A 23215-nucleotide genomic window follows, 5' to 3' on the forward strand; every position below is an offset into this window, starting at 1 on the left:
AATAAGGAGGCCAGGATGGCCAGCAGAGCCCGGGGCTTGGCAGGACGACGCATCGGCGGCTGGCTGGTGCTTGTCTGCCTGTGTGCGCTGCTGGCCCCTTCTGCATTGGCACAGGCGGTAGAGAGCCGGCCGGAAGTGCGCGTGATCATCGACGTCTCCGGCAGCATGCGCACCAATGATCCCGAGCGGCTCAGCGCCAGCGCCCTGGAACTGCTGGTCTCGCTGCTGCCCGAGGGAACCACCGCCGGCGTGTGGACCTTCGGCGAGACCGTGGCTAACCCCCTGCCTCGGGGCGAGGTGGATGGCGACTGGCGCGCCGACGCCCGCCAGCTGCGTCCGCGCCTCGCCGGCGTGCAGCCCTATACCGATATCGAGGCCGCGGTGCGCCGCGCCGCGGCCCCCGAGGCGGACGGCTGGCGTCATCTGGTACTTCTTACCGATGGGGTGATCGACCTGTCGCCCTCCCACGGCGCCAAGCCCGGGGTGGATGACGCCTCGCGCCGGCGACTGCTCGACGAGCTGGCACCGGGCCTGGCCGACGAGGGGGTGGTCGTCCACGCCATCGCCTTCTCCGACCAGGCCGACATGGCGCTGGTCGAATCGCTCTCGCGCACGACCGGTGGCCTGCCGGCCCTGGTGGCCTCTCCCGAGAGCCTGCTGGGTGCCTTCCTGGATATCGTCGAACGCATCTTCCCCGCCGACAGCATCCCCCTGGAGAACGGGCAATTTCGCATCGAGCCGGGCATCGAGTCCTTCTCGGCGCTGCTCTTCCACGAGCCCGGCGCCGAGCCGCTGGTACTGGTGGGCCCGGACGGCAGCGAGTATCGCGCCGCCACTCCGCCCCCGGGCGGTCGCTGGCAGGTGGAGCCGCGCTTCGACCTGCTGCGGGTGCCCGAGCCCAGCCCCGGCGAGTGGCGTGTCGAGGGCGAGATCACCGACGAGAGTCGCATCGGGGTCGCCTCGGCGCTGGCCCTGCGTACGGGCAAGTTGCCGGCCACGGCCTTCCTGGGCTTCCCGCTGTCGGTGGAGGCGTGGCTTGCGCGCAATGGTCTGCCCTTCGATGGCGAACTCGAGGAGCTCGCGCTGCGCGCCGAACTCATCGCCGACGGCGGTGAGGTGCAGTCGGCGACGACCCTTGCGCGTGACGGTGGGCGCTTCCGCGGAGTGCTGCGGCCTCCTTCGCTGCCCGGCACCGCCAGCCTGGTCATCAGCGCCGAGGCCGAGGGCTTTGTCCGACAGCGCGTCCAGGCGATCAACCTGCTGGCCCCCCTGGTGGCCCGCCATGAGCCCGAGTCGCAGCGGGTAGTGGTGGCGGCGCGCCACCCCGAGCTGGGGCACGCCAACACCCGCCCCTGGGCCGAGCTCGCCGGTGATCGCCTCGCCGTCGAACCGCTGGGCGAGCGACGCTGGACGATCGCGCTCCCCGAGTTGGACGACAGCGTCAGTCGTCCGCTGCTGTTGGGTGCCGAGGTGGAGCTGGAGGGCGAGACCCATGCGCTGCGCCTGCCACGCCTGGTGCTGTTTGCCGAGTCGGCCACCGGCCTCGATCTCGCCGCCGCGGATGGCGAGCTCTCCTCGGAGCGTTTCCATCAGGACCTCACCACCGGGCGCAGCGCCGACGAGGCGTCCGATGGTACCGTGGAACGCCTCGTCGCTACCCTAAATGAACTGGTTGCGGCCGGCATCCAGCGCTGGCGCACGAGCTGGCTGCCGCACCTCGCGGCACTGGCCGCTCGGCCGCTGGCCTGGGCCGTGGCCGCAGGCCTGCTGCTGGTGGCACTCCTGCTGCTCATGCTGCGTGGACGCCGCCGCCAGCGACACCGCGCCCATCGGGAGGATCCCCATGTGTGAACTGTTGGGCATGAGTGCCAACGTGCCGACCGACATCTGCTTCAGCTTTACCGGTTTCCTGCATCGCGGTGGAGGCACCGGACCGCATCGCGACGGCTGGGGCATCGCCTTCTACGAGGAGGGCGGCTATCGCGACTTCCGCGACCCGCACCCCTCGGTGCGCTCGCCCATCGCCCGGCTGATCTGCGACTACCCGATCAAGTCACATATCGTGATCAGCCATATCCGCCAGGCCAACGTGGGGCAGGTGCGCCTGGCCAACACCCACCCCTTCGTGCGCGAGATGTGGGGTCAGCCCTGGTGCTATGCCCACAATGGCCAGCTCGCCGGCTGGCAATCGCTGCCGCTGACCTTCTACCGGCCGGTGGGTGACACCGACAGCGAGCACGCCTTCTGCTGGCTGCTCGGCGAGCTGCGCCAGCGCTTCCCGGAGCGTCCGGAAAGTGCCGAGCAGCGCGAGGGCCTGTGGCGGCTGCTGCATCAGCTCTGCGAGCGGCTGCGGGGGCTGGGCGTGTTCAACCTGCTGCTGGCCGACGGTGACTACCTCTACACCTTCTGCTCGACGAAGCTGGCGCATATCACCCGGCGAGCCCCCTTCGGCAGGGCCAGCCTCTCCGACGCCGAGCTGACGGTGAATTTCGCCGAGCATACCACCACCCACGACATTGTCTCGGTGATCGCCACCGAGCCGCTGACCGACAACGAGGCCTGGGAGCGCATGGTGCCCGGTGAGCTGCTGGTGTGGCGCGACGGCCAGATCTGCGCGCGCTTCGGCAGTCATCAGGCATCGGCATAGTTGCTGACGAGCGATGCAAACGGTAGTTTGAATCGATCGTTTTACAGCGCTCCAGGCTCGGTAGTAAGGTAGCCACGGGAAAACAACAAGCGTCGATGGCGCATCGGCGATATTGCGGAGACACGTCATGAGTGAACATGCCCACGCCCCCATTCTCGAAGGCCCCGAGCTCGAAGGCATGGAGGCGTACCGCTCGGTCACCGATATCTTCCACGCCGCGGTGGGCAAGTATGCCGACAAGCCGGCCTTCAGCTGCATGGGCCAGACGTTGAGCTTCGCCGACCTGGATCGCCTCTCCGGCGACTTCGCGGCCTGGCTGCAGCACGAGACCACCCTGCAGCCGGGCGACCGCATCGCCATCCAGCTGCCCAACGTGCTGCAGTTTCCGGTGGCGGTGTTCGGCGCCATGCGTGCCGGCCTGGTGGTGGTCAACACCAACCCGCTCTACACCGAGCGGGAGATGGCCCACCAGTTCAAGGACGCCGGCGCCAAGGCGATCGTGATCCTCGCCAACATGGCCGACAAGCTCGAGAAGATCCTCGAGCGCACCGATATCCAGCATGTGGTAGTGACCGAACTGGCCGACCTCCATGACTTTCCCCGGCGGCCGCTGATCAACCTGGTGGTCAAGCACGTCAAGAAGCTGGTGCCGGCCTTCCGGCTTCCCGGACACACGCCGCTGCGACAGGCACTGAAGGAGGGCGCCGCACGCCAGCACCACGACGTGGAGCGCGACCTCGATGATATCGCCGCGCTGCAGTACACCGGCGGTACCACGGGGCTTGCCAAGGGCACCATGCTCACCCATCGCAACCTGGTGGCCAACATGCTCCAGGCCGGCCAGGCCATCGGTCCTGGCCTCGATCACGGCAATGAGGTGGTGATCGCGCCGCTGCCCGCGTATCACATCTATACCTTCACGGTGAACTGTCTGTTCCTGATGGAGACCGGCAACCACTCGCTGCTGATCACCAATCCGCGCGACCTGCCGGGCTTCGTCAAGGAGCTGCGCAAGGTGCCCTTCACCGCTTTCATTGGCCTCAATACCCTGTTCAACGCGCTGTGCAACCGCGAGGACTTCCGCTCGCTGGACTTCTCCAGGCTGCACCTGACCATCTCCGGGGGCATGGCGCTGACCAAGCCGGTGGCCGAGCGCTGGAAGGAGGTCACCGGCTGCGACATCGCCGAGGGCTACGGGCTAACCGAGACCTCGCCGGTGGTCAGCTTCAACCCGGTGGATGCCATCCGGCTGGGGACCATCGGCAAGCCGGTGGCCGGTACCCGGGTCAAGGTGGTGGATGCCGACGGCAATGACCTGGCCTTCGGCGAGGCGGGCGAGCTCTGTGTCCAGGGTCCCCAGGTGATGAAGGGCTACTGGAACCGCGATGACGAGACCGCCCAGGTGATCGACGAGGGGGGCTGGTTCCATACCGGCGATATCGCCGTGCTCCAGGAGGACGGCTATATCCGCATCGTCGACCGCAAGAAGGACATGATCCTGGTCTCGGGTTTCAACGTCTATCCCAACGAGATCGAGGACGTGGTGGCCCAGCACCCCGACGTGCTCGAGTCGGCGGCGGTGGGGGTACCCGACGAGGCCAGCGGCGAGGCGATCAAGCTGTTCGTGGTGCCCCGCGGCAGTGCCGAGATCGACCCCGAGGCGCTGCGCGCCTGGTGCAAGAAGGAGCTCACCGGCTACAAGGTCCCGCGCACCGTCGAGGTGCGTGACGAGCTGCCCAAGACCAATGTGGGGAAGGTCCTGCGTCGCCAGCTCCGCGACGAGGAGCGGGAGAAGGCCGGCACGGGTAGCGATAGCGAAAGGCGCCGGGGATAGGCCGGAGAGGGGGGCCGAGGACCAGGGACGGCCGAGGTAGCGTACAAGGAAGTATTCACAGCGCCCCCTCGAAGGCCTGTCGCCGGGAAAGCCTTGAGCGGTGTGGGCATTTGCGATCGCAATAGTGAGACACACCCATTGATTGGCCGCCGCCATGGCCGCGGCGTTACAATGAAGCGCCCGCGCCGGAGCCCCCGGCGCGGGCGTTATTGTCAGCCCTGACCGGAGTCGCCGTGTCCGACGAGACCCCCGCCGTTACCCCTCGCCACCTGTCCGATGCCGACCGCCTGCGCCAGCTGCGCCGAGGGCTGGATGGCGTGCTGCTGCGCGACCATCTGACCCTGGAGAAGCGCCTCAAGGGGCTTGCGCGCCGCCTGCAGGAGGGCAAGCCAGTCGACCGCGGCCTGGCCGAGGTCGAGAAGGCCATGGCCCGTTCGGCCGGCCTGGTGGCGCGCCGCACGGCGCGGCCGGTGACGCTCAACTACCCGCCCGAACTGCCGGTGGTGGAGCGTCGCGAGGATATCCTGGCGGCCCTGCGCGACCACCAGGTGGTGGTGGTGGCCGGCGAGACCGGCTCCGGCAAGACCACCCAGCTGCCCAAGCTCTGCCTGGAGCTGGGCCTGGGGCGGCGCGGGCTGATCGGCCATACCCAGCCGCGGCGGCTGGCGGCCCGCTCGGTGGCCACGCGCCTGGCCGAGGAGCTCGAGACGCCGCTGGGTGAGCAGGTGGGCTACCAGGTGCGCTTCACCGACCAGAGCGGCGATGACACCCTGGTCAAGCTGATGACCGACGGCATCCTGCTGGCCGAGACGCGCCACGACCCGGACCTGCGCCGCTACGAGGCGATCATCATCGACGAGGCCCACGAGCGCAGCCTCAATATCGACTTCCTGCTCGGCTACCTGCGGCGCCTGCTGTTGCGACGCCCCGACCTCAAGGTGATCATCACCTCGGCGACCATCGACGTGGAGCGTTTCGCCGCGCACTTCGCGTTGCCGGACAGGAGCGGCAAGACCGCGCCGGCCCCGGTGGTGGAGGTCTCCGGGCGTACCTACCCGGTGGAGGTGCACTACCGCCCGCTGGTGCGTGACGCCGATGACGAGGAGGATCGCACCCTGCAAGAGGGCATCCTGCATGCCGTGGAAGAGATCGAGCGCATCGAGCGCGACAAGGGCTGGCGCCATGGTCCCCGCGACGTGCTGGTGTTCCTGCCCGGTGAACGCGAGATCCGCGAGACCGCCGATACCCTGCGGCGTGCCGAGCTTCGTGGCACCGAGATCCTGCCGCTCTATGCGCGTCTCTCCAATGCCGAGCAGAATCGCGTCTTCGCCCCCCACACCGGGCGACGCATCGTGCTCTCCACCAATGTGGCCGAGACCTCGCTCACCGTGCCGGGCATCCGCTACGTGATCGACCCCGGCCTGGTGCGCATCAGCCGTTACAGCTACCGCTCCAAGATCCAGCGTCTGCCGGTGGAGCCGATCAGCCAGGCCAGCGCCAACCAGCGCAAGGGGCGCTGCGGGCGAATCGCCGAGGGCGTCTGCATTCGCCTGTATGACGAGGAGGACTTCCTCGCCCGCCCCGAATTCACCGACCCCGAGATCCAGCGCACCAACCTGGCCTCTGTGATCCTCTCCATGCTGTCGCTCAAGCTCGGCAGCATCGAGGAGTTCCCCTTCGTCGACCCGCCGGACTCGCGCTTCGTCACTGACGGCTTCAAGCTGCTGTTCGAGCTGGGCGCGGTGGATCAGGCCCAGCGGCTGACCGCCGTCGGGCGCAAGCTGGCCCACCTGCCCATCGACCCGCGCCTGGCGCGGATGGTGCTGGCCGGCGCCGAGCAGGGCGGCCTGCGTGAGGTGCTGATCGTGGTCGCGGGGCTAGCGGTACAGGATCCCCGCGAGCGTCCGGCGGAGAAGCGCCAGGCCGCCGACCAGGCCCATCGCCGCTGGCAGGACCCCGAGTCCGACTTCCTGGCGCTGCTCAACCTCTGGCACGGTTTCGAGGCGGCCCGCGAGGCGCTCTCCGGCAACCAGCTCAGGCGCTGGTGCAAGGAGCGCTACATCAACTACCTGCGCATGCGCGAATGGCACGACACCTTCCGCCAGCTGCGCCAGCTGCTGCGTGACATGCAGATCGAGGTACCGCCGCCGTCCCCTCTCCCCGTGACCGAGGAGGGCGAGCCGACGGAAGCTGCCCGCGAGGCGCGGCGCCAGAGTGGCGTGGCCCTGCATCGCGCGCTGCTCCCGGGGCTGCTCTCGCATCTCGGCCTGCTCACCGAGAATCGCGAATACCTGGGGGCCCGCAACCGCAAGTTCGTCATCCATCCGGGCTCGGGGCTGGCCAAGAAGAGCCCCAAGTGGCTGATGGCCTTCGAGCTGGTGGAGACTTCGCGACTCTTCGCGCGCAGCGTGGCCAGGATCGACCCGCGCTGGATCGAGCCGGTGGCCGGCCATCTGGTCAAGCGCAGCTACGCCGAGCCCCACTGGGAGATGAAACGTGCCCAGGTGGTGGCCAGCGAACAGGTGACCCTGTTCGGCCTGCCCATCGTCAGTGGCCGGCGCGTGAACTACGGGGCGATCGCCCCGGGCGAGGCCCGCGAGCTGTTCATCCGCCGAGCCCTGGTGGAGGGCGAGTTCCGGACCCGCGGCGAATTCTTCGCCCACAACCGGGCGCTGATCGAGGAGGTCGAGGACCTCGAGGATCGCGCCCGCAAGCGTGACATCCTGGTCGACGAGGAGACCCTCTTCGCCTTCTACGACGAGCGACTGCCCGAGGGGATCCATAACGGCAAGGGCTTCGAGGAGTGGCGCAAGCAGGCCGAGGCCGAGAACCCCGATATCCTCAAGTTCGACCGTGCCGCCCTGCTGGCCCGGGAGGCCAGCGAGGTGACCCAGGCGGATTACCCCGACGCCATGACACTCAACGGGGTACGCTATCCGCTCGCCTACCACTTCGAGCCCGGCGCGGTGGACGATGGCGTGACCCTCACCGTGCCGGCGGCGATGCTGCCCCAGCTGCCCCTGGCCCGCCTGGAGTGGCTGGTGCCGGGCCTGCTGCGTGAGAAGTGCATCGCCCTGATGAAGTCCCTGCCCAAGGCGATTCGCCGCCAGGTGGTGCCGATCCCCGACTGGGTCGACGCCGCCCTGGAGACCATGGTCCCCGATGACGTGCCGCTGACCGAGGCGCTGGGGGAGTTCCTGCGGCGCAGGACCGGGGTGCGCGTGCATCCCGATGACTGGCGCCTGGACCAGCTCGAGCCCCACCTGGCGATGAACCTGCGCGTGGTCGACCACGCCGGGGAGACGCTGGGACAGGGCCGCGATGCCCGGGAGCTGGAGCGGCGCTTCGAGGCCGCCGCGGGGGAGGGGGCCCGCGCCCTGGCTCGCGAGGCGAGTGTTGCCGACGATCTGGAGACCCTGCCCGCGGAGGGACTTCCCGAGTCGCGAGTGACCACCCAAGCGGGCATCCGGGTCGAGGCCTTCCCGGCCCTGGTACCCAGCGGCGAGGCCTTCCGGGTGGAACTCTTCGACCACCCCGACAAGGCCCACGAGGCGCACCGCGATGGCGTGGTGGCCCTGGCCATGCGCGAACTGCCTCAGGTCGTGCGCGAGATCGAGCGCCTCGCGGCGGTGGAGACCTGTGCGCTGCTGTTCGCCAAGGTGGGCAGCAGGCGCCAGCTCGCCGATGACCTGGTGCGCGCGGTGTTCGCCCAGGTGGTGGCGGTGGATCCGCTGCCGCGCTCCAGCGAGGAGCTTGTGGCCCGCCTGGCCCAGGGCCGAGAGGCGCTGGTTCCCGAGGCACGTCGCCTGCTGGGCATCCTTGAGGAGGCCCTCAAGGGGCACCTGGCCGTGACCAAGGCGCTGAAAGGCAATCTCAATCTGGCCCTGGCGCTGGTCTACTCTGACCTCAAGGCACAGATGGCACGCCTGGTGCATCCCGGCTTTATCTGTGAGGCGGGGGAGTGGCTGGAGGCGTATCCTCGCTATATGGAGGCGGCATCGATTCGCCTGGAGAAGGCGCCGCGGGAGCGCAATCGCGACCAGATGCAGATGCAGGAGGTCCAGTCGTTCGAGGCGCGCCTCGAGGCTCGCCTGGCAAGCGAACGACGGGGCGGGGTGGTGCCACCCGAACTGGCCGAGTTTCGCTGGTGGATCGAGGAGCTGCGCGTCTCGCTCTTCGCCCAGCAACTGGGCACGACATTTCCGGTCTCCGCCAAGCGTCTCGAGAAGCGCTGGGCGGAGATCACCGGGCGCGGCTGAGCGCCCGGGAGCAACGGTCATCGCGACGACCAGGGTGGCAGCGGCCGCCGCAAGGAGAACTGCATGAATCAAGTGGTGATCACCGGCACGGGACTCTTCACGCCGGAGCAGAGCATCGACAACGACGCCCTGGTGGCCTCGTTCAACGCCTGGGTGGACGCCGAGAACGCGCGCCATGCCGAGGCGATCGCGGCCGGGGAGCGCGAGCCCCTGGCCCACTCCAGCAGTGAGTTCATCGTCAAGGCGTCGGGCATTCACAGCCGTCATGTGCTCGATGCCGAGGGCATCCTCGACCCCGAGCGCATGCGTCCCCGGCTGCGCGAACGCAGCGACGACGAGCCCTCTATCCAGTGCGAGATGGGCGCCAGGGCCGCCGGCGAGGCGCTCGAGCGTGCCGGCGTGGCGGCCGCCGATATCGACCTGGTGATCGTCGGCTGCTCCAACCTGGAGCGCCCCTATCCGGCGCTGGCGGTTGAGCTGCAGGCCGAACTGGGGGCCGGCGGCTACGCCTTCGACATGAACGTGGCCTGCTCCTCGGCGACCTTCGCCATCGAGACGGCGGCCAACGCCATCCGGGCCGGCAACGCCACCCGTGCACTGGTGGTCAACCCCGAGATCTGCTCGGCACATCTCAACTTCCGTGACCGCGACAGCCACTTCATCTTCGGCGACGCCTGCACCGCCATCGTGCTGGAGCGTGATGACCTGGCCAGCGCCGAGTCACGCTTCGAGATCCTCGGCACTCGCCTGGTGACGCGCTTCTCCAATGCCATCCGCAACAACTCAGGCTTCCTCAATCGGGTCACCGATGCCGATCCGCTGGCCGTGGACAAGCTGTTCGTGCAGGAGGGCAGGCGGGTCTTCAAGGAGGTGTGCCCCATGGTGGCGTCGCTGATCGGCGATCACCTGCAGAGCCTGGGCCTCTCCGGCGACGACCTGACACGCCTGTGGCTGCACCAGGCCAACCGCCACATGAACGACCTGATCGCGCGTCGCGTGCTGGGGCGTGACCCCGACGAGCGCGAGGCGCCGGTGATCCTCGACCGCTACGCCAACACCAGTTCGGCGGGCTCGATCATCGCCTTCCACCTGCATCGCGATGACCTGGCTGCCGGCGACCGTGGGGTGATCTGCTCCTTCGGTGCCGGCTACAGTGCGGGCAGCGTGGTGGTGCGGCGCGCCTGACATGGACAACGCAAGGGAGATGACGATGAGTGATGGCAAGGCACAGGGAAAACGGCTGCTGGGCGGGGTCGTGGTACTGGCCGCGGCGGCCATGCTGGCGGGCTGCGCGAGCGGTGGCGGGGTCGACCGGGAGCCAAACCCCGCCGACCCCTGGGAGGGCTTCAACCGCAAGGTGTTCGCCTTCAACGATGTGCTCGACCGCTACGCCCTGAAGCCGGTGGCGCGGGGCTACCGCTTCATCACGCCGGATCCGGTGGAGACCGGGGTGGGCAACTTCTTCTCCAACCTGGGCGAGCCGCGTACCGTCCTCAACAGCCTGCTGCAGGGCAAGGTGCGCAACGCCAGCATCGCCACCTCGCGTTTCATCATCAACACCACGGTGGGGGTGGCGGGGCTCTGGGACGTGGCCAGCCGCATGGAGATTACCGGCCAGGAGGAGGACTTCGGCCAGACCCTGGGTGCCTGGGGCTGGGAGGAGTCACGCTACCTGGTGCTGCCGTTGCTGGGGCCGAGCACCCTGCGCGATACCGGCGGCCTGCCCGCAGACATGTACAGCTACCCGACGACCTACATCGACGATGACGAGACACGCCTGGGCCTGACGGCACTGCGTGTGATCGACACTCGGGCGGGGCTGCTCGACCAGGAGGCGCTGATCCAGGGCGATCGCTACAGTTTCATCCGCGACGCCTGGCTGCAGCAGCGCCGCTTCGAAGTCAGCGACGGCGAGCTGGGTGACGACCCCTTCGCCAGTGACGAGTTCGACTTCGACGATGCCGACTTCGACGACGCTTTTGCCGACTGAGGCCTGACCATGGACCGTCCCAAGCAGCTGATCGGCGTGATCGACGAGCCTGGCCCGGCCCGTGATGCGCTGGCCGAGACCATCGCCCGGGACGGTCTGGCGGTGGTGGCGGTGAGCCGTGCCGAGGAGCTGCCGACCGGCGTCGACCTGGTGGTGGCTCACGTGCGGGCGGTACCCGCCAGCGACTGGCCAGGGCTCTGCGAGCGCCTGCCGACCCTGGTGGTGAGCGATACCCGCGACGCCCCCGACCTGCTCTCGGCGGTGGATGCGGGGCTGGTGGACTATATCGTCGAGCCCTGCCGGCACGGCCAGCTGCTGCGCCGCATGATCCGCAAGGTGATCCGCCTGCGTGCCCTGGAGGAGGCGCGCCGCGAAGACCAGGCGCGCCTGGAGGAGCTCAACGAGACTCTGGAGACCCACCTGGCGATGCTGCGCCTCGACCAGCAGGCCGGTGGTCAGATCCAGCGCAAGATGCTGCCCCCGCGGCTCCAGACCCTGGGCGGGGTGACCTGCGACTACTGGTTCGCGCCCTACCTCTATCTGTCGGGGGACTTCCTCGACTTCCATCTGCTCGACGAGCGCTTCCTGCTGTTCTATTTCGCCGATGTCTCGGGCCACGGGGCCTCCTCGGCCTTCGTCACCGTGCTGCTCAAGTACCTGGCGAATCGCTGGCAGAACGAGTGGGACGGTGAGCACCCCGAGGCGCTGCCGGCACGCTGGCTGGCGGATCTCAATCGCGAGCTGCTGGATACCGGCATCGGCAAGCATGCCACCCTGTTCGTGGGTATCATTGACCTCGAGCGTCGCTATCTGCACTATTCGCTGGGCGCGCAGCTGCCCATGCCCCTGCTGGTGGTGGATGGCAAGGTGACCACCCTGGCCGGCGAAGGCATGCCGGTGGGGCTGTTTCCGGGCGCCGAGTACCCCACGCTGGGCTGCTCGCTACCCGGGAATTTCCACCTGTGGCTGTGTTCGGATGGAGTATTGGAATGCCTGCCGGGCGATACGCTCGACTCGCGGCTCAGGGAACTCGAGCAGCAGGTCCAGGCCAGCGCGACGCTGGCGGACCTGAGGGCCAATCTGGCCCTTGACCTCACGCCGGGCGAGGAAGCCTTGCCCGATGACCTGACGATCATGATGTTGAGCGGATTTGGCCATGCTGATTCCTGAAGGACGTATCAAGGCGGCATTCGATGCCGGTGTATTCGTCCTCAAGCTGTGCGGCGACGTGCGGCTCACCCTCTGTGCCACCCTGGACCGTCAGGCCCAGCAGCTGGCGCAGACGCCCGGTCTCGAGACGCTGATCATCGACCTGCGTGACGCCAGCAACGTGGACTCCACCGCCCTGGGCTTCCTGGCCAAGGTGGCCATGGCCGTGCAGGGGCGGCTGGCCGAACGGCCCACCATCGTCGCCGACAATCCCGATGTGCAGCGCATGCTGGACGTGATGGGTTTCGCGCGCTACTTCACCATGGTGGAGTCACCCATCACCGAGACCTGCGAGCTCTGCGACCTGCCGGAGATTCCCACCGACGTCGACGAGACGCGTCGGCGTATCCTCGAGGCCCATCGCATCCTGATGCGCATGAACGAGCATAACCGCGAGGAGTTCCAGCCCCTCGTCGAGATGCTCGAGGCCCAGGAGGAGGGCTCCTCCCACCAGCAGTGACGGCCAGTGGGGCCAGGCATCATACCTCTCGGTACCAGCAGGCGGCGCGACAATTTCCCCAGGCCCCTTTGCCCTAGCCTCTTCTCAGCTCACCCAGCAGGCTTTCCAGCTTGCGCTGGTCGGCCATGAACTTGCGAATCCCCTCGGCCAGCTTCTCGGTGGCCATGGCATCCTCGTTGAACGCCCAGCGGAACTCCGCCTCGTCCAGCGGCTCCGGGGGACGGGTCTCGGCGTCCTGGGGCGTCAGCCGGCGCTCGAGAGGGCCGCGGGTCTCGGCGAGTTCCTCGAGCAGGGCGGGGGAGATGGTCAGGCGGTCGCAGCCTGCCAGGGCCTTGATCTCGCCGCTGTTGCGGAAGCTGGCCCCCATCACGATGGTCTGGTAGCCGTGGCCCTTGTAGTGTTCGTAGATGCGCTTCACCGAGCGCACGCCGGGGTCGTTGTCGCCGCCGAAGTCGGCTTCCGGCTGCTGCGCCTTGTGCCAGTCGAGGATGCGCCCCACGAAGGGCGAGATCAGGGTGACGCCGGCATCGGCACAGGCCTGGGCCTGGGCGAAGCTGAACAGCAGGGTGAGGTTGGTGTGGATGCCCTCGCGCTCCAGCTGCCGGGCGGCGCGGATGCCCTCCCAGGTGGCGGCGACTTTGATCAGGATGCGTTCACGACCCACGCCGTGGCGGGCGTAGCGCTCGATCAGCGAGTGGGCCCGGGCCAGGGTGGCGTCGGTATCGAAGGAGAGGCGTGCGCTCACCTCGGTGGAGACATAGCCCGGCACCAGGCCGCTGATCTCGCTGCCGATCTCCACCGCCACGGCGTCCAGGGCGTCGTCGAGGTCGGTGGCTGAGCGGGCGATCTCGGCCAGCCGGCTGCGGCGTGCCTGCTGCTGGGCCGCCTGCAGGATCAGCGAGGGGTTGGTGGTGGCATCGGTGGGCTGGAAGCGGCGAATCGCCTCGATATCGCCGGTGTCGGCGACCACCGTGGTCATTGCCTTGAGTTGTGTCAGCAGGTCGTCGGCCATGATGGGCTCCTCCATGAATCGGCTTCCCACTCTAGCAAGCCGGCCGGGGAGCGAACAGCTCCCGGCAGGCCTGCGTATAATCGTTTATCATTTGCAGCCTATCAAAGACTTTCATCTGCTCTGCGAGGAGTCGCCTTGACGCTCACTGCCCGCCGCCTGGCGCTGCTGGTCGCGGCCAATACCGCGCTTGCTCCCTTCGCCATCGATGCCTATCTGCCGGCCATGGCCGCCCTGGCGGATGACGTGGGCGCCAGTATCCATCACACCGAGTTGTCGCTCTCCACCTTCCTGGCTGGCTTCGCCCTGGGGCAGCTGGTGTTCGGCCCGATCTCCGACCGGGTCGGGCGCAAGCCGGTGCTGCTCGGCGGGCTGGTGGTCTTCCTGCTGGCCAGCCTGGCGATCACCACGGTGGGCTCATTAGGCGAGCTGCTGGCCTGGCGCTTCGTGCAGGCGCTGGGGGGTGGCGCCACGGTGGTCAATTCGGCGGCCATCGTGCGTGACTGCTTCAAGGGCAGCGAGGCCGCCAAGGTGATGTCGACCATGGCCATCATCATGCTGATGGCCCCGCTGGTGGCGCCGGTGGTGGGCAGCGGGCTGCTCTATCTCGCCGACTGGTGGCTGATCTTCGTGTTCCTGGCCGCCTACGCCGGCTTTCTGATGTGGCTGCTGGGCACCAAGCTGCCGGAGACGCGGCCCCCCGGCGGTTCCGCGGCGACGCTGGTCACGGTACTGGCCAACTACCTCAGTGTGCTGCGAGATCGGAACGCCATGGGCTTCATCGCCGCCGCCTCGATGTCGTTTGCCGGGCTGTTCGCCTTCGTCACCGCCTCGCCGTTTCTCTACCTGGAGCACTTCGGCCTGACGCCATCTCTCTATCCGCTGGTGTTCGGCGTCAATGTGGTGGTCATGGTGGCCGCCAACCGTCTCAATATCCGCCTGCTGCGCTGGCGCACCCCCCTGCAGAACCTGCGCCTGGGACTGGGGATCCAGCTGACTGCCGGCCTCGGGCTGACCTTCATGGTGGCCACTGGACTGGAGTCGCTTGTCACCATGGTACCGCTGATCATGCTGTTTGCCGGCACCATCGGGCTGGTTGCGCCCAACGCCATTACTTCGCTGCTCGACCGCTTCCCTCACATGAGTGCCACCGCGGCGGCCCTGCAGGGCAGTATCCAGTTCTCCTGCGGGGCCCTGGCCGGGGTCCTGGTGGGTGCCTTCGAGATCGACAGTGCCTGGCCCATGGTAGGCACCATGCTGGGGGCCACCCTGCTGGCCAACCTGGGGATACGCCTGCTGGCGGGCCGCGGCGACCATGCCTGAGACTCTGCTGGCCTGGGCCGACATGAGCCCCGCGGTGTGGCTGGGTTGCGCTGCGGTGCTGGCGCTGGGTGCCTTCGTGCAGCGTGCCACCGGCTTCGGCCTGGCCGTGGTGGGAGCACCGCTGCTGCTGATGCTGGAGCCGCGTCTGGTGCCGGTGGTCCTGGTGCTGTTCGGCTTCACGGTGGCGCTGACCACGCTGCGCCACTACTGGCGCGAGGTGCGCCTGTCCGAGGTCGGCATGGCCCTGATCGGGCGGGTTCCCGGCAACGCCCTGGGGCTGTGGCTGCTCCTCGCCGCCCCCATGGCGGTGCTGGAAAAGCTGATCGCCGGCAGCGTGCTGTTCGCGGTAGCGGTGACCCTGTTCCGCTTCCGCCTGCCGGTCAATCGCCTCACCCTGCTCGGGGCGGGCATCCTCTCGGGAATCCTGGGTACCGTGGCAGCGCTGAGTGGTCCGCCCATGGTATTGCTGCTGCACGGCTTCTCCCCAGACCGCCTGCGCGGCACCCTCTCGGCCTTCTTCGTGGTCACGGCGCTGATGACACTGGTCACCCTGGCGCCGTCGGGACTGATCCATGCCTGGCATTTCGGCATGGCGTTGAGCTTCGCCCCGGGCGTGCTGGCCGGTAGTTGGCTGGCTGGCCGTGTCGCCCATCGCCTCGACCGGCGCCTGCTGCAGGGGGCGTCGCTGTCGCTCTGCACCCTCGCGGCGCTGGGGCTGCTGCTGTAACTCGACCCGCCTGTTGCCGCGGATTTTCTCGCCATCGTGGCCTACGATGTCATGGAGCTGTCATCTGCCTGCGGCAAGGTGTGACCTGCAGCGGGGTCGACCTCCCCGGCGATCAAGATGGCAATGTCATAAAGCTGTCATCTGGCTGGGGCAAGGTGTCACCCGTAAAGGTTGCACACTGTCCTCATCAGGAGATCGCTCCATGAATCGCATCCTCAAGACCACTGCCATTGCCGCCGCCGTCATGGGTGTGGCCACCGTGGCCCACGCTCGTGACCAGATCCGCATCGTTGGTTCCAGCACCGTCTACCCGTTCGCCAGCTACGTGACCGAGGAGTTCGGTGCGGTGACCGGTAACCCGACGCCGGTCATCGAGTCCACTGGTTCCGGTGGTGGTCTTCGCCTGTTCTGCAATGGCGTGGGCGAGGGTACCCCGGACATCACCAATGCCTCGCGTCGCATCAAGGTCTCCGAGCTGGAGCGCTGCATCGAGAACGGCGTGACCGACGTTACCGAGGTCAAGATCGGCTCCGACGGCATCGTCTTTGCCCAGTCCAGCGAGAACGAGGCGGTCGACCTGACCCTCGAGCAGCTGTTCCTGGCCGTGGCCGCCAAGGTGCCGGTGGATGGCGAGCTGGTCGACAACCCCTACCAGAAGTGGAGCGACATCGACGCCTCCCTGCCGGACCGCGAGATCTCCATCTACGGCCCGCCCAGCACCTCCGGCACCCGTGATGCCTTCGAGGAGCTGGCCATGGAGGTCCCCTCCGAGGAGATGGAAGCCTACGGCGGTGAGGCCTACACCGAGATTCGCTCCGATGGTGCCTACATCGATGCCGGCGAGAACGACAATCTGATCGTCCAGCGCCTCAGCGAAGACACCGATGCCTTCGGCATCTTCGGCTACTCTTTCCTGGTCGAGAACCCCAATACCCTGATCGCCGCGGCCATTGATGGCGTCGAGGCCGAGTCCGAGGCGATCAGCGCCGGCGACTATCCGATCGCGCGCTCGCTGTGGTTCTACGTCAAGAACCAGCACGCCGACGAGGTGGCGCCGCTGTATGACTACGTCGACATGTTTGTCTCCGAGACCATGATCGGCGAGGGCGGTTACCTGGGTGACCTGGGTCTGATTCCGCTGCCGGAAGCCGAGCGCGAGCAGACGCGCGAGAAGGTGGCCGAGCGTGCCAAGCTGCAGGTCTCCGATCTGTAAGGAAGATCTCGGGCAGGGATGCCTGAACCGGCCGGCAGCCCTCGGCTGCCGGCCGTCTCACGTTGCGACAGGCACGCTGTCACCGTCATTCATCGAGAGAGACCTATGCAGACCAACCAACTCCTCGCCATGTTCAGCGGCGTCCTGCTGCTGCTGGGTCTGATAGCCTTCTTCCTGGGTCGTGCCAAGGCCGCGCGAGTGCGCGCCAGCGGCACGGCCATGTATGCCCAGCCCGACCAGTACGCCTGGTTCGCCGTACTGGCCACCGCCGGCCCGGCGATCACCGTGGGCGCCATCGGGGCCTTCCTGATGCTGCTGCTGGGCGCCGAGATCCCGACCCTCTATCTGCTGGCCGGCAGCCTGGTGATCGCCGCGATCGGCCTGCTGGTCGGGGTCAGCCAGGTGAAGCCCGACTTTCACGCCCGCCAGGCCATCGAGCGGGGGATTCGCTGGGTGCTGGTCGGCGCGGCAATGATCTCGATCTTCACCACCTTCGGTATCCTCTTCTCGATCATCTTCGAGGCGCTGCGCTTCTTCAAGATGCACAGCTTCTGGGACTTCATCACCGGCACGGTCTGGAACCCGGGTGCCAGCTTCCTGGCCGCCGCCGGGCGCGCCGAGGAGGGCGCCACCGGCGCCCAGTTCGGTTCCGTGCCGCTGTTCGCCGGCACCTTCATGATCACCGCCATCGCCATGCTGGTGGCGATCCCCGTGGGCCTGCTCTCGGCCATCTACATGGCGGAGTTCGCCCCATCCAGGGTGCGCACCCTGGCCAAGCCGACCCTCGAGGTGCTGGCCGGCATTCCCACCGTGGTCTATGGCTTCTTCGCCGCCATCACCGTGGCGCCGCTGATCGTCGACCTGGCCGGCTTCCTGGGCATCGATGCCGCCTACAACAACGCCGTGGCACCGGGGGTGGTGATGGGCATCATGATCATTCCCTTTATCTCATCGCTCTCCGACGATGTGATCAATTCGGTACCCGACAGCATGCGTCAGGGTTCGCTGGCGCTGGGTATGACCAAGGGCGAGACCATCCGCGACGTGGTCATTCCGGCAGCGCTGCCGGGAATCATCTCTGCCTCGCTGCTGGCGGTGTCGCGGGCGCTGGGCGAGACCATGATCGTGGTGATGGCCGCAGGCATGCGCCCCAACCTCACCGCCAACCCCTTCGAGGACATGACCACGGTGACGGTGCGCATCGTGGCGGCGCTGACCGGGGACCTGGAGTTCGAGAGCGCCGAGACGCTTTCCGCCTTCGCCCTGGGCCTGGTGCTCTTCGCCGTGACCCTGAGCCTGAACCTGGTCTCGGTGTTGATGATCCGTCGCTTCCGCGAGAAGTATCGCGTCAATAACCTGTAACGCCGAGGAATCGCCGAGATGAGTCAAACCTTCGACGAGATCAGCTCCCAGCTGCGCAAGCGCCATCGCCGTTCGGCACGGCTGAAGTGGATCTCCATGGGCGCCCTGGGCCTGGCCGGCCTGTTCCTCCTGTGGTTCTTCTCCGACATGCTGGGCAAGGGCCTGCCGGCCTTCCAACAGGCGCAGATCCAGGTGGAAGTCGACTATAACGAGGATGCAAGCCGCATGGGGCGTGCCGCCCTGGATCCCGACCTGTCGCGCCTGGTCAGCCGCACCTTCGAGCGCATGATCCCGGTGCAGATACGCGAGAACCCCGAGCTGCTGGGCACCAGCGAGACCCGCTGGGTACTCGCCAATGCCCAGGTCGATCAGTACCTCAAAGGGCATCGCCACAAGCTGAATGAACAGCAGGTGGTGCTGGTCGACGAGCTGCTGGCCGAAGGGCGCGTGGAGCTCAAGTTCAATACCAACTTCTTCACCACCGGCGACTCCAAGATGGCGGAGGCCTCGGGCATCCTCTCCGCCGCGGTGGGAACGGTGATGACCATGCTGGTGACCCTGGCCATCGCCTTCCCCATCGGGGTGATGACCGCGGTCTATCTGGAGGAGTTTGCTCCCGACAACCGCTTTACCCAGCTGATCGAGATCAATATCAACAACCTGGCGGCGATTCCTTCGATCCTGTTCGGCCTGCTGGGGCTGGCGATCTTCATCAATTTCTTCGGGGTGCCCCGCTCCACGCCGCTGGTGGGTGGCATGACCCTGGCGCTGATGACCCTGCCGGTGATCATCATCGCCACCCGTACCGCACTGCGTAGCGTACCGGACTCCATCCGCCACGCCGCCTTCGGGGTGGGCTGCTCGCGCTGGCAGGTGGTGCGCGACCACGTGCTGCCGCTGGCCATGCCCGGCATCATGACCGGCTCCATTATCGGTCTGGCCCAGGCCATGGGGGAGACGGCGCCGCTGATCATCGTCGGTATGGTGGCCTTCATACCGGATGTGGGAGCGTCTTTCACCGAGGCGGCCACCGTGCTGCCGGCACAGATCTTTACCTGGGCGGGCGAGCCGGAGAAGGCCTTCGTCGAGAAGACCGCCGGGGGCATCCTGGTGCTGCTGACCATCCTGATCTTCCTGAACGCGACCGCCGTCATCCTGCGCAAGAAATTCGAGCGTCGCTGGTAGACCCGGCACGCCAAAGAGGAATCCGCTATGAATATGCAAGCCGCTCCCCGTCAGACTATCGGTGCCGCGCCCGAGGTGGGCCAGCCCCATACCCGCAACGAGTCGGCGTGCCACGACCTGAGCATCCGCGTGCGCGACCTCAACCTCTGGTACGGCGAGAGCCAGGCCCTCAAGGGGCTGAATATCGACCTGTTCCAGAAGAATGTCACCGCGCTGATCGGCCCATCAGGCTGTGGCAAGTCGACCTTCCTGCGTTGCCTCAACCGCATGAATGACCTGATCCCCAGCGTGCGTATCGAGGGGCTGGTGGAGATGGATGGTCGTGACGTGAACCAGGTGAAGATGGACGAGGTGGCCCTGCGCCGCCGGGTGGGCATGGTGTTCCAGAAGCCCAACCCCTTCCCCAAGTCGATCTACGAGAACATCGCCTATGCCCCGCGCATGCACGATCTGGTGAGCCGCAAGCCCGAGCAGGACGAGCTGGTGGAGAAGGCGCTGCGTGACGCTGGCCTGTGGGAGGAGGTCAAGGACAAGCTGCACCAGCCCGGTACCTCGCTCTCCGGCGGCCAGCAGCAGCGCCTGTGCATCGCCCGAGCCATCGCCGTGCAGCCCGACGTGATCCTGATGGACGAGCCGACCTCGGCGCTGGACCCGATCTCCACGGCCACCATCGAGGACCTGATGGACCGTCTCAAGGAGCAGTTCACCATCATCACGGTGACCCACAACATGCAGCAGGCGGCGCGGGTGGCGGACTACACCGCCTTCTTCCACCTGGGTGAGATCATCGAGTACAACGACACCAAGACGATGTTTGCCAACCCGGCCACCAAGAAGGCCGAGGACTACATCACCGGGCGCTACGGTTGATGCCAAGGCGATAACCAGGCGATTGCGACGGGGAGGCTGAGGCCTCCCCGTCGTCGTTCGAGCCGCCGTGAAGTGGCCGGCTGTCACCGGATTGACATCGCGTCCGTTTATATATGGAATTCCAGATATCACCATTTAATGGGAGATGATCATGACCCTATCTATCGGCATCAACGGCTTCGGGCGCATCGGACGCCTGGTGCTGCGTAGCCTCTGGCCCCGCGTCGCGGCCGGGGAGGTAACGCTTGCGCGCATCAATGACCCGGGCGGCGATGCCGCCACCTTCGCCCACCTCCTCGAGTTCGACTCCGTCCATGGCCAATGGTCGCCGGGGCAGGGCATCCGGGCCGAGGATGACGCCATTGTGATCGACGGTCAGCGAATCGCCTTCAGTGCCAACAAGACGCTGGAAGAGAGCGACTGGTCCAACTGCCGGGTCGCCATCGAGTGCTCCGGCAAGATGAAGACGAAAGCCAAGCTTCAGGCCTACCTCGACCAGGGAGTCGAGCGGGTGGTGGTCAGCGCGCCGGTGAAGGAGGAGGGCGTGCTCAACGTGGTAGTAGGCGTCAACGACGATCAGTATGACCCCGAGGTCCATCGCATCGTCACCGCGGCGAGTTGCACCACCAACTGCCTGGCACCGGTGGTCAAGGTGGTCCACGAGACCTGGGGCATCCGCCACGGCTCCATGACCACGGTGCACGATATCACCAACACCCAGGTCATCCTCGATGCGCCGCATAAGGATCTGCGTAGAGCCCGCGCCTGCGGCATGAGCCTGATCCCCACCACCACGGGGTCGGCCAAGGCGATCACCGCCATCTTCCCGGAGCTTGCGGGCAAGCTGAATGGCCATGCCATCCGTGTGCCGCTGGCCAACGCCTCGCTGACCGACATGGTCTTCGAACTCGAGCGCGAGGTGACGGTGGAGGAGGTCAATGGGGCACTGAAGCAGGCAGCTGAAGGCGAGCTCGCCGACATTCTGGGCTATGAAGAGCGCCCGCTGGTCTCCATCGACTACCGCACCGACCCGCGCAGCTCGATCATCGATGCGCTATCGACCATGGTCATCAACGGCACCCAGCTCAAGCTCTACGCCTGGTACGACAACGAGTGGGGCTACGCCAACCGCACCGCCGAGCTGGTCCTGAAGGTGGGGAACGAGCAGGTGGGGAGCGAGCGGGTGGGACGTGGCTGAATCGCTCGCCTCACGCGTCAAGGCACTGCCCTACGAGGTGCGCCAGTACCTGCTGATCACCGGCAACTACTGGGCCTTCACCCTCACCGACGGCGCCCTGCGCATGCTGGTGGTGTTGCACTTCCACCAGTTGGGTTACTCGCCCCTCGAAGTGGCCATGCTGTTCCTCTTCTACGAGGCCTTCGGCGTGGTCACCAACCTGGTGGGAGGCTGGCTGGGCGCACGCCTGGGGCTCAACCGCACCATGAACGTGGGTCTCGGGTTGCAGATCGTGGCGTTGGCCATGCTGATGGTGCCCTCGGCGGCGCTCAGCGTTCCCTGGGTGATGGCGGCCCAGGCGCTCTCGGGTATCGCCAAGGACCTCAACAAGATGAGCGCCAAGAGCGCGGTCAAGGTGCTGGTGCCGAAGGACAGCCCCAGCGCCGGCAGCGCCCTCTATCGCTGGGTGGCGATCCTCACCGGCTCCAAGAACGCCCTCAAGGGCGCCGGTTTCTTCCTCGGCGGGCTGCTGCTGTCGCTGATCGGCTTCCGTGGGGCGGTGATCGCCATGGCGGTGATGCTGGTGGCGGTGCTCGGCCTGTCGCTGGCCCGGCTCAAGGCCGACCTGGGCCGCCAGAAGCGCAAGCCGAAGTTCTCCGAGGTGTTCTCCAAGTCGCGGGCCATCAACGTGCTCTCGGCGGCGCGGCTGTGCCTGTTCGCCTCCCGGGACGTCTGGTTCGTGGTGGCCCTGCCGGTGTTCCTCTATGACCAGCATGGCTGGAGCCACTGGACGGTAGGCGGCCTGCTGGCCGTTTGGGTGATCGGCTACGGCGGCGTGCAGACCCAGGCGCCACGTCTCACAGGTTTGGTGAAGGGAGGGGCGCGGGGCGTCACCGTGTTCTGGGCCCTGGCGCTTGCCGGCCTGCCGGCGCTCCTGGCGCTGCTGCCGCTGGCCGAGGTGGGCTGGCTGGTGGTGGGGCTGCTGGCCTTCGGCGTGCTGTTCGCGATCAACTCCAGCTGGCACAGCTACCTGATCGTCCACTATGCCCGCGCCGATGGCGTCTCCATGGACGTGGGCTTCTACTATATGGCCAACGCCATGGGGCGCCTCGCCGGCACGTTGCTCTCTGGTTGGGTCTACCAGGTCCATGGCCTTGCCGCCTGCCTGTGGATCTCCGCCGCACTGGTGGCGGCCAGTGCCTTCATGGCCCTGGCGTTGCCGCGGGAAGAGACGGCAAGGGCCTGACCTTCGCCTCCGGTGGGCAGTTGCGTAGAATGTCGGCAAGACCCGCTCAAGGAAAACCCGATGACGCTGGACCCGCTGCGCCTGTTCAAGTGCCTGAGCGACGAGACGCGCCTGATGCTGACCCTGCTGATCCTGCGCGAGGGGGAACTGTGCGTCTGCGAGATGACCCACGCCCTGGAGGCCTCCCAGCCCAAGGTCTCGCGCCATCTCGCCCAGCTGCGCAACTGTGGGCTGCTCAACGACCGGCGCGAGGGGCAGTGGGTCTACTATGGCCTGGCGCCGTCGCTGCCAGAATGGGCCATGGCGGCCCTGGAGGCCGCGGCCGAGGGGCAGGCGGCGGGCGTCTCCGCGTTGCAGGCGCGCCTGGCGGGCATGGGCAACCGCCCGGAGCGCCGCGCCGCGCTCTGTTGATCAGGGCTCGAGGTTGATCAGGGCTCGAGGTTGATCAGGACTCGAGGTTGATCAGGACTCGAGCAGTGCCTGGATCTCCTCGGCGCTGGCCACCTTGCCTTCGATCACCACCTCGCCATCGATGCCCAGCGCCGGGGTGCGCATCACCCCCTTGTCGATGATGGCGTTCATATCGGTGACCTTCTCGATCTCGACGGTGAGGCCCAAGGTTTCGGCGGCCTGCTGGGCGTTGGCGGTCAGCTGCTCGCACTTCTTGCAGCCCTTGCCGTAGATGCTCAGTTTCATGGTGCTCT

At 67.2% G+C, this 23215-nt stretch carries 19 protein-coding genes; 17 read left to right on the forward strand and 2 right to left on the reverse strand.

Going from position 1 to position 23215, the window contains the following annotated elements; translation table 11 throughout:
- The first annotated feature begins 15 nt into the window (after window positions 1-15).
- From GRB96_RS13885 to GRB96_RS13920, 8 genes are all read left to right on the forward strand, one after another.
- Window positions 16-1851 (forward strand): VWA domain-containing protein, encoded by a 1836-nt coding sequence (locus tag GRB96_RS13885; RefSeq protein ID WP_161432677.1) that lies wholly within the window; start codon window positions 16-18, stop codon window positions 1849-1851.
- The gene (locus GRB96_RS13890) at window positions 1844-2647 is read left to right on the forward strand and encodes a class II glutamine amidotransferase (RefSeq protein WP_161432678.1); all 804 of its coding nucleotides are present in this window, start codon (window positions 1844-1846) and stop codon (window positions 2645-2647) included. The genes GRB96_RS13885 and GRB96_RS13890 overlap by 8 nt, the downstream gene beginning before the upstream one ends.
- Before the next feature lie 127 nt (window positions 2648-2774).
- Complete coding sequence (locus GRB96_RS13895; RefSeq protein ID WP_161432679.1) at window positions 2775-4481, forward strand: AMP-binding protein; 1707 nt, start codon at window positions 2775-2777, stop codon at window positions 4479-4481.
- A 233-nt stretch (window positions 4482-4714) separates the two neighbouring features.
- Window positions 4715-8740, forward strand: a complete 4026-nt coding sequence (gene hrpA / locus GRB96_RS13900; protein ID WP_420841756.1) for an ATP-dependent RNA helicase HrpA — start codon at window positions 4715-4717, stop codon at window positions 8738-8740.
- 63 nt (window positions 8741-8803) lie between these two features.
- Window positions 8804-9925 (forward strand): beta-ketoacyl-ACP synthase III, encoded by a 1122-nt coding sequence (locus tag GRB96_RS13905; RefSeq protein ID WP_161432680.1) that lies wholly within the window; start codon window positions 8804-8806, stop codon window positions 9923-9925.
- 25 nt (window positions 9926-9950) lie between these two features.
- Entirely contained in the window at window positions 9951-10730 is a 780-nt protein-coding gene (locus tag GRB96_RS13910) for an MlaA family lipoprotein (protein ID WP_240894177.1), read from the forward strand.
- Window positions 10731-10739: 9 nt separating this feature from the next.
- Window positions 10740-11900 carry a PP2C family protein-serine/threonine phosphatase gene (locus GRB96_RS13915; RefSeq protein WP_161432682.1) on the forward strand — a complete coding sequence of 387 codons (1161 nt, stop codon included), beginning with the start codon at window positions 10740-10742 and terminating at the stop codon, window positions 11898-11900.
- On the forward strand, window positions 11887-12399 hold the full coding sequence (locus GRB96_RS13920; protein WP_161432683.1) for an STAS domain-containing protein: 513 nt from the start codon (window positions 11887-11889) through the stop codon (window positions 12397-12399). The genes GRB96_RS13915 and GRB96_RS13920 overlap by 14 nt, the downstream gene beginning before the upstream one ends.
- A gap of 73 nt (window positions 12400-12472) precedes the next feature.
- Here GRB96_RS13920 and tal read toward each other — a convergent pair whose 3' ends face one another.
- Window positions 12473-13411, reverse strand: coding sequence for a transaldolase (tal, locus tag GRB96_RS13925; RefSeq protein ID WP_161432684.1), 939 nt, complete (start codon window positions 13409-13411; stop codon window positions 12473-12475).
- Between the two features lie 135 nt (window positions 13412-13546).
- On the opposite strand from tal, the gene GRB96_RS13930 reads away from it, so the two are divergent.
- The 9 genes from GRB96_RS13930 to GRB96_RS13970 all read left to right on the forward strand — a co-directional run bounded on the left by GRB96_RS13930 (window position 13547) and on the right by GRB96_RS13970 (window position 22922).
- On the forward strand, window positions 13547-14731 hold the full coding sequence (locus GRB96_RS13930; RefSeq protein ID WP_161432685.1) for a Bcr/CflA family multidrug efflux MFS transporter: 1185 nt from the start codon (window positions 13547-13549) through the stop codon (window positions 14729-14731).
- Entirely contained in the window at window positions 14724-15458 is a 735-nt protein-coding gene (locus GRB96_RS13935) for a sulfite exporter TauE/SafE family protein (protein WP_161432686.1), read from the forward strand. Before GRB96_RS13930 ends, GRB96_RS13935 begins: the two co-directional genes overlap by 8 nt.
- 202 nt (window positions 15459-15660) lie before the next feature.
- Window positions 15661-16671, forward strand: a complete 1011-nt coding sequence (locus GRB96_RS13940; RefSeq protein WP_161432687.1) for a substrate-binding domain-containing protein — start codon at window positions 15661-15663, stop codon at window positions 16669-16671.
- A 105-nt stretch (window positions 16672-16776) separates the two neighbouring features.
- Window positions 16777-18033 carry a phosphate ABC transporter permease subunit PstC gene (gene pstC / locus GRB96_RS13945; protein WP_161432688.1) on the forward strand — a complete coding sequence of 419 codons (1257 nt, stop codon included), beginning with the start codon at window positions 16777-16779 and terminating at the stop codon, window positions 18031-18033.
- An 18-nt stretch (window positions 18034-18051) separates the two neighbouring features.
- Window positions 18052-19218, forward strand: coding sequence for a phosphate ABC transporter permease PstA (pstA, locus tag GRB96_RS13950; protein WP_161432689.1), 1167 nt, complete (start codon window positions 18052-18054; stop codon window positions 19216-19218).
- A gap of 33 nt (window positions 19219-19251) precedes the next feature.
- The gene (pstB, locus tag GRB96_RS13955) at window positions 19252-20088 is read left to right on the forward strand and encodes a phosphate ABC transporter ATP-binding protein PstB (RefSeq protein ID WP_161433140.1); all 837 of its coding nucleotides are present in this window, start codon (window positions 19252-19254) and stop codon (window positions 20086-20088) included.
- Window positions 20089-20239: 151 nt separating this feature from the next.
- Window positions 20240-21286, forward strand: coding sequence for an ArsJ-associated glyceraldehyde-3-phosphate dehydrogenase (locus GRB96_RS13960; RefSeq protein ID WP_161432690.1), 1047 nt, complete (start codon window positions 20240-20242; stop codon window positions 21284-21286).
- On the forward strand, window positions 21279-22511 hold the full coding sequence (arsJ, locus tag GRB96_RS13965) for an organoarsenical effux MFS transporter ArsJ (protein ID WP_161432691.1): 1233 nt from the start codon (window positions 21279-21281) through the stop codon (window positions 22509-22511). Before GRB96_RS13960 ends, arsJ begins: the two co-directional genes overlap by 8 nt.
- A 60-nt stretch (window positions 22512-22571) precedes the next feature.
- Window positions 22572-22922, forward strand: a complete 351-nt coding sequence (locus tag GRB96_RS13970; RefSeq protein ID WP_161432692.1) for a metalloregulator ArsR/SmtB family transcription factor — start codon at window positions 22572-22574, stop codon at window positions 22920-22922.
- Between the two features lie 51 nt (window positions 22923-22973).
- Here the strand turns inward: GRB96_RS13970 and GRB96_RS13975 are convergent, their stop codons facing one another.
- Complete coding sequence (locus tag GRB96_RS13975; RefSeq protein ID WP_161432693.1) at window positions 22974-23207, reverse strand: thioredoxin family protein; 234 nt, start codon at window positions 23205-23207, stop codon at window positions 22974-22976.
- Window positions 23208-23215 lie beyond the last annotated feature (8 nt).

This window comes from Halomonas alimentaria, assembly GCF_009902005.1.
Classification (GTDB): domain Bacteria; phylum Pseudomonadota; class Gammaproteobacteria; order Pseudomonadales; family Halomonadaceae; genus Halomonas; species Halomonas alimentaria.

Bases quoted from the DNA above. Each gene is read 5' to 3' on its own strand.
- GRB96_RS13895 (WP_161432679.1), top strand. From the start codon at position 2,775: ATGAGTGAACATGCCCACGCCCCCATTCTCGAAGGCCCCGAGCTCGAA.
- pstB (WP_161433140.1), top strand. From the start codon at position 19,252: ATGCAAGCCGCTCCCCGTCAGACTATCGGTGCCGCGCCCGAGGTGGGC.
- GRB96_RS13915 (WP_161432682.1), top strand. From the start codon at position 10,740: ATGGACCGTCCCAAGCAGCTGATCGGCGTGATCGACGAGCCTGGCCCG.
- GRB96_RS13890 (WP_161432678.1), top strand. From the start codon at position 1,844: ATGTGTGAACTGTTGGGCATGAGTGCCAACGTGCCGACCGACATCTGC.
- GRB96_RS13905 (WP_161432680.1), top strand. From the start codon at position 8,804: ATGAATCAAGTGGTGATCACCGGCACGGGACTCTTCACGCCGGAGCAG.
- pstC (WP_161432688.1), top strand. From the start codon at position 16,777: ATGCAGACCAACCAACTCCTCGCCATGTTCAGCGGCGTCCTGCTGCTG.
- GRB96_RS13910 (WP_240894177.1), top strand. From the start codon at position 9,951: ATGAGTGATGGCAAGGCACAGGGAAAACGGCTGCTGGGCGGGGTCGTG.
- GRB96_RS13975 (WP_161432693.1), bottom strand. From the start codon at position 23,207: ATGAAACTGAGCATCTACGGCAAGGGCTGCAAGAAGTGCGAGCAGCTG.
- GRB96_RS13960 (WP_161432690.1), top strand. From the start codon at position 20,240: ATGACCCTATCTATCGGCATCAACGGCTTCGGGCGCATCGGACGCCTG.
- pstA (WP_161432689.1), top strand. From the start codon at position 18,052: ATGAGTCAAACCTTCGACGAGATCAGCTCCCAGCTGCGCAAGCGCCAT.
- GRB96_RS13935 (WP_161432686.1), top strand. From the start codon at position 14,724: ATGCCTGAGACTCTGCTGGCCTGGGCCGACATGAGCCCCGCGGTGTGG.
- GRB96_RS13885 (WP_161432677.1), top strand. From the start codon at position 16: ATGGCCAGCAGAGCCCGGGGCTTGGCAGGACGACGCATCGGCGGCTGG.
- GRB96_RS13940 (WP_161432687.1), top strand. From the start codon at position 15,661: ATGAATCGCATCCTCAAGACCACTGCCATTGCCGCCGCCGTCATGGGT.
- GRB96_RS13970 (WP_161432692.1), top strand. From the start codon at position 22,572: ATGACGCTGGACCCGCTGCGCCTGTTCAAGTGCCTGAGCGACGAGACG.
- tal (WP_161432684.1), bottom strand. From the start codon at position 13,411: ATGGCCGACGACCTGCTGACACAACTCAAGGCAATGACCACGGTGGTC.
- GRB96_RS13920 (WP_161432683.1), top strand. From the start codon at position 11,887: ATGCTGATTCCTGAAGGACGTATCAAGGCGGCATTCGATGCCGGTGTA.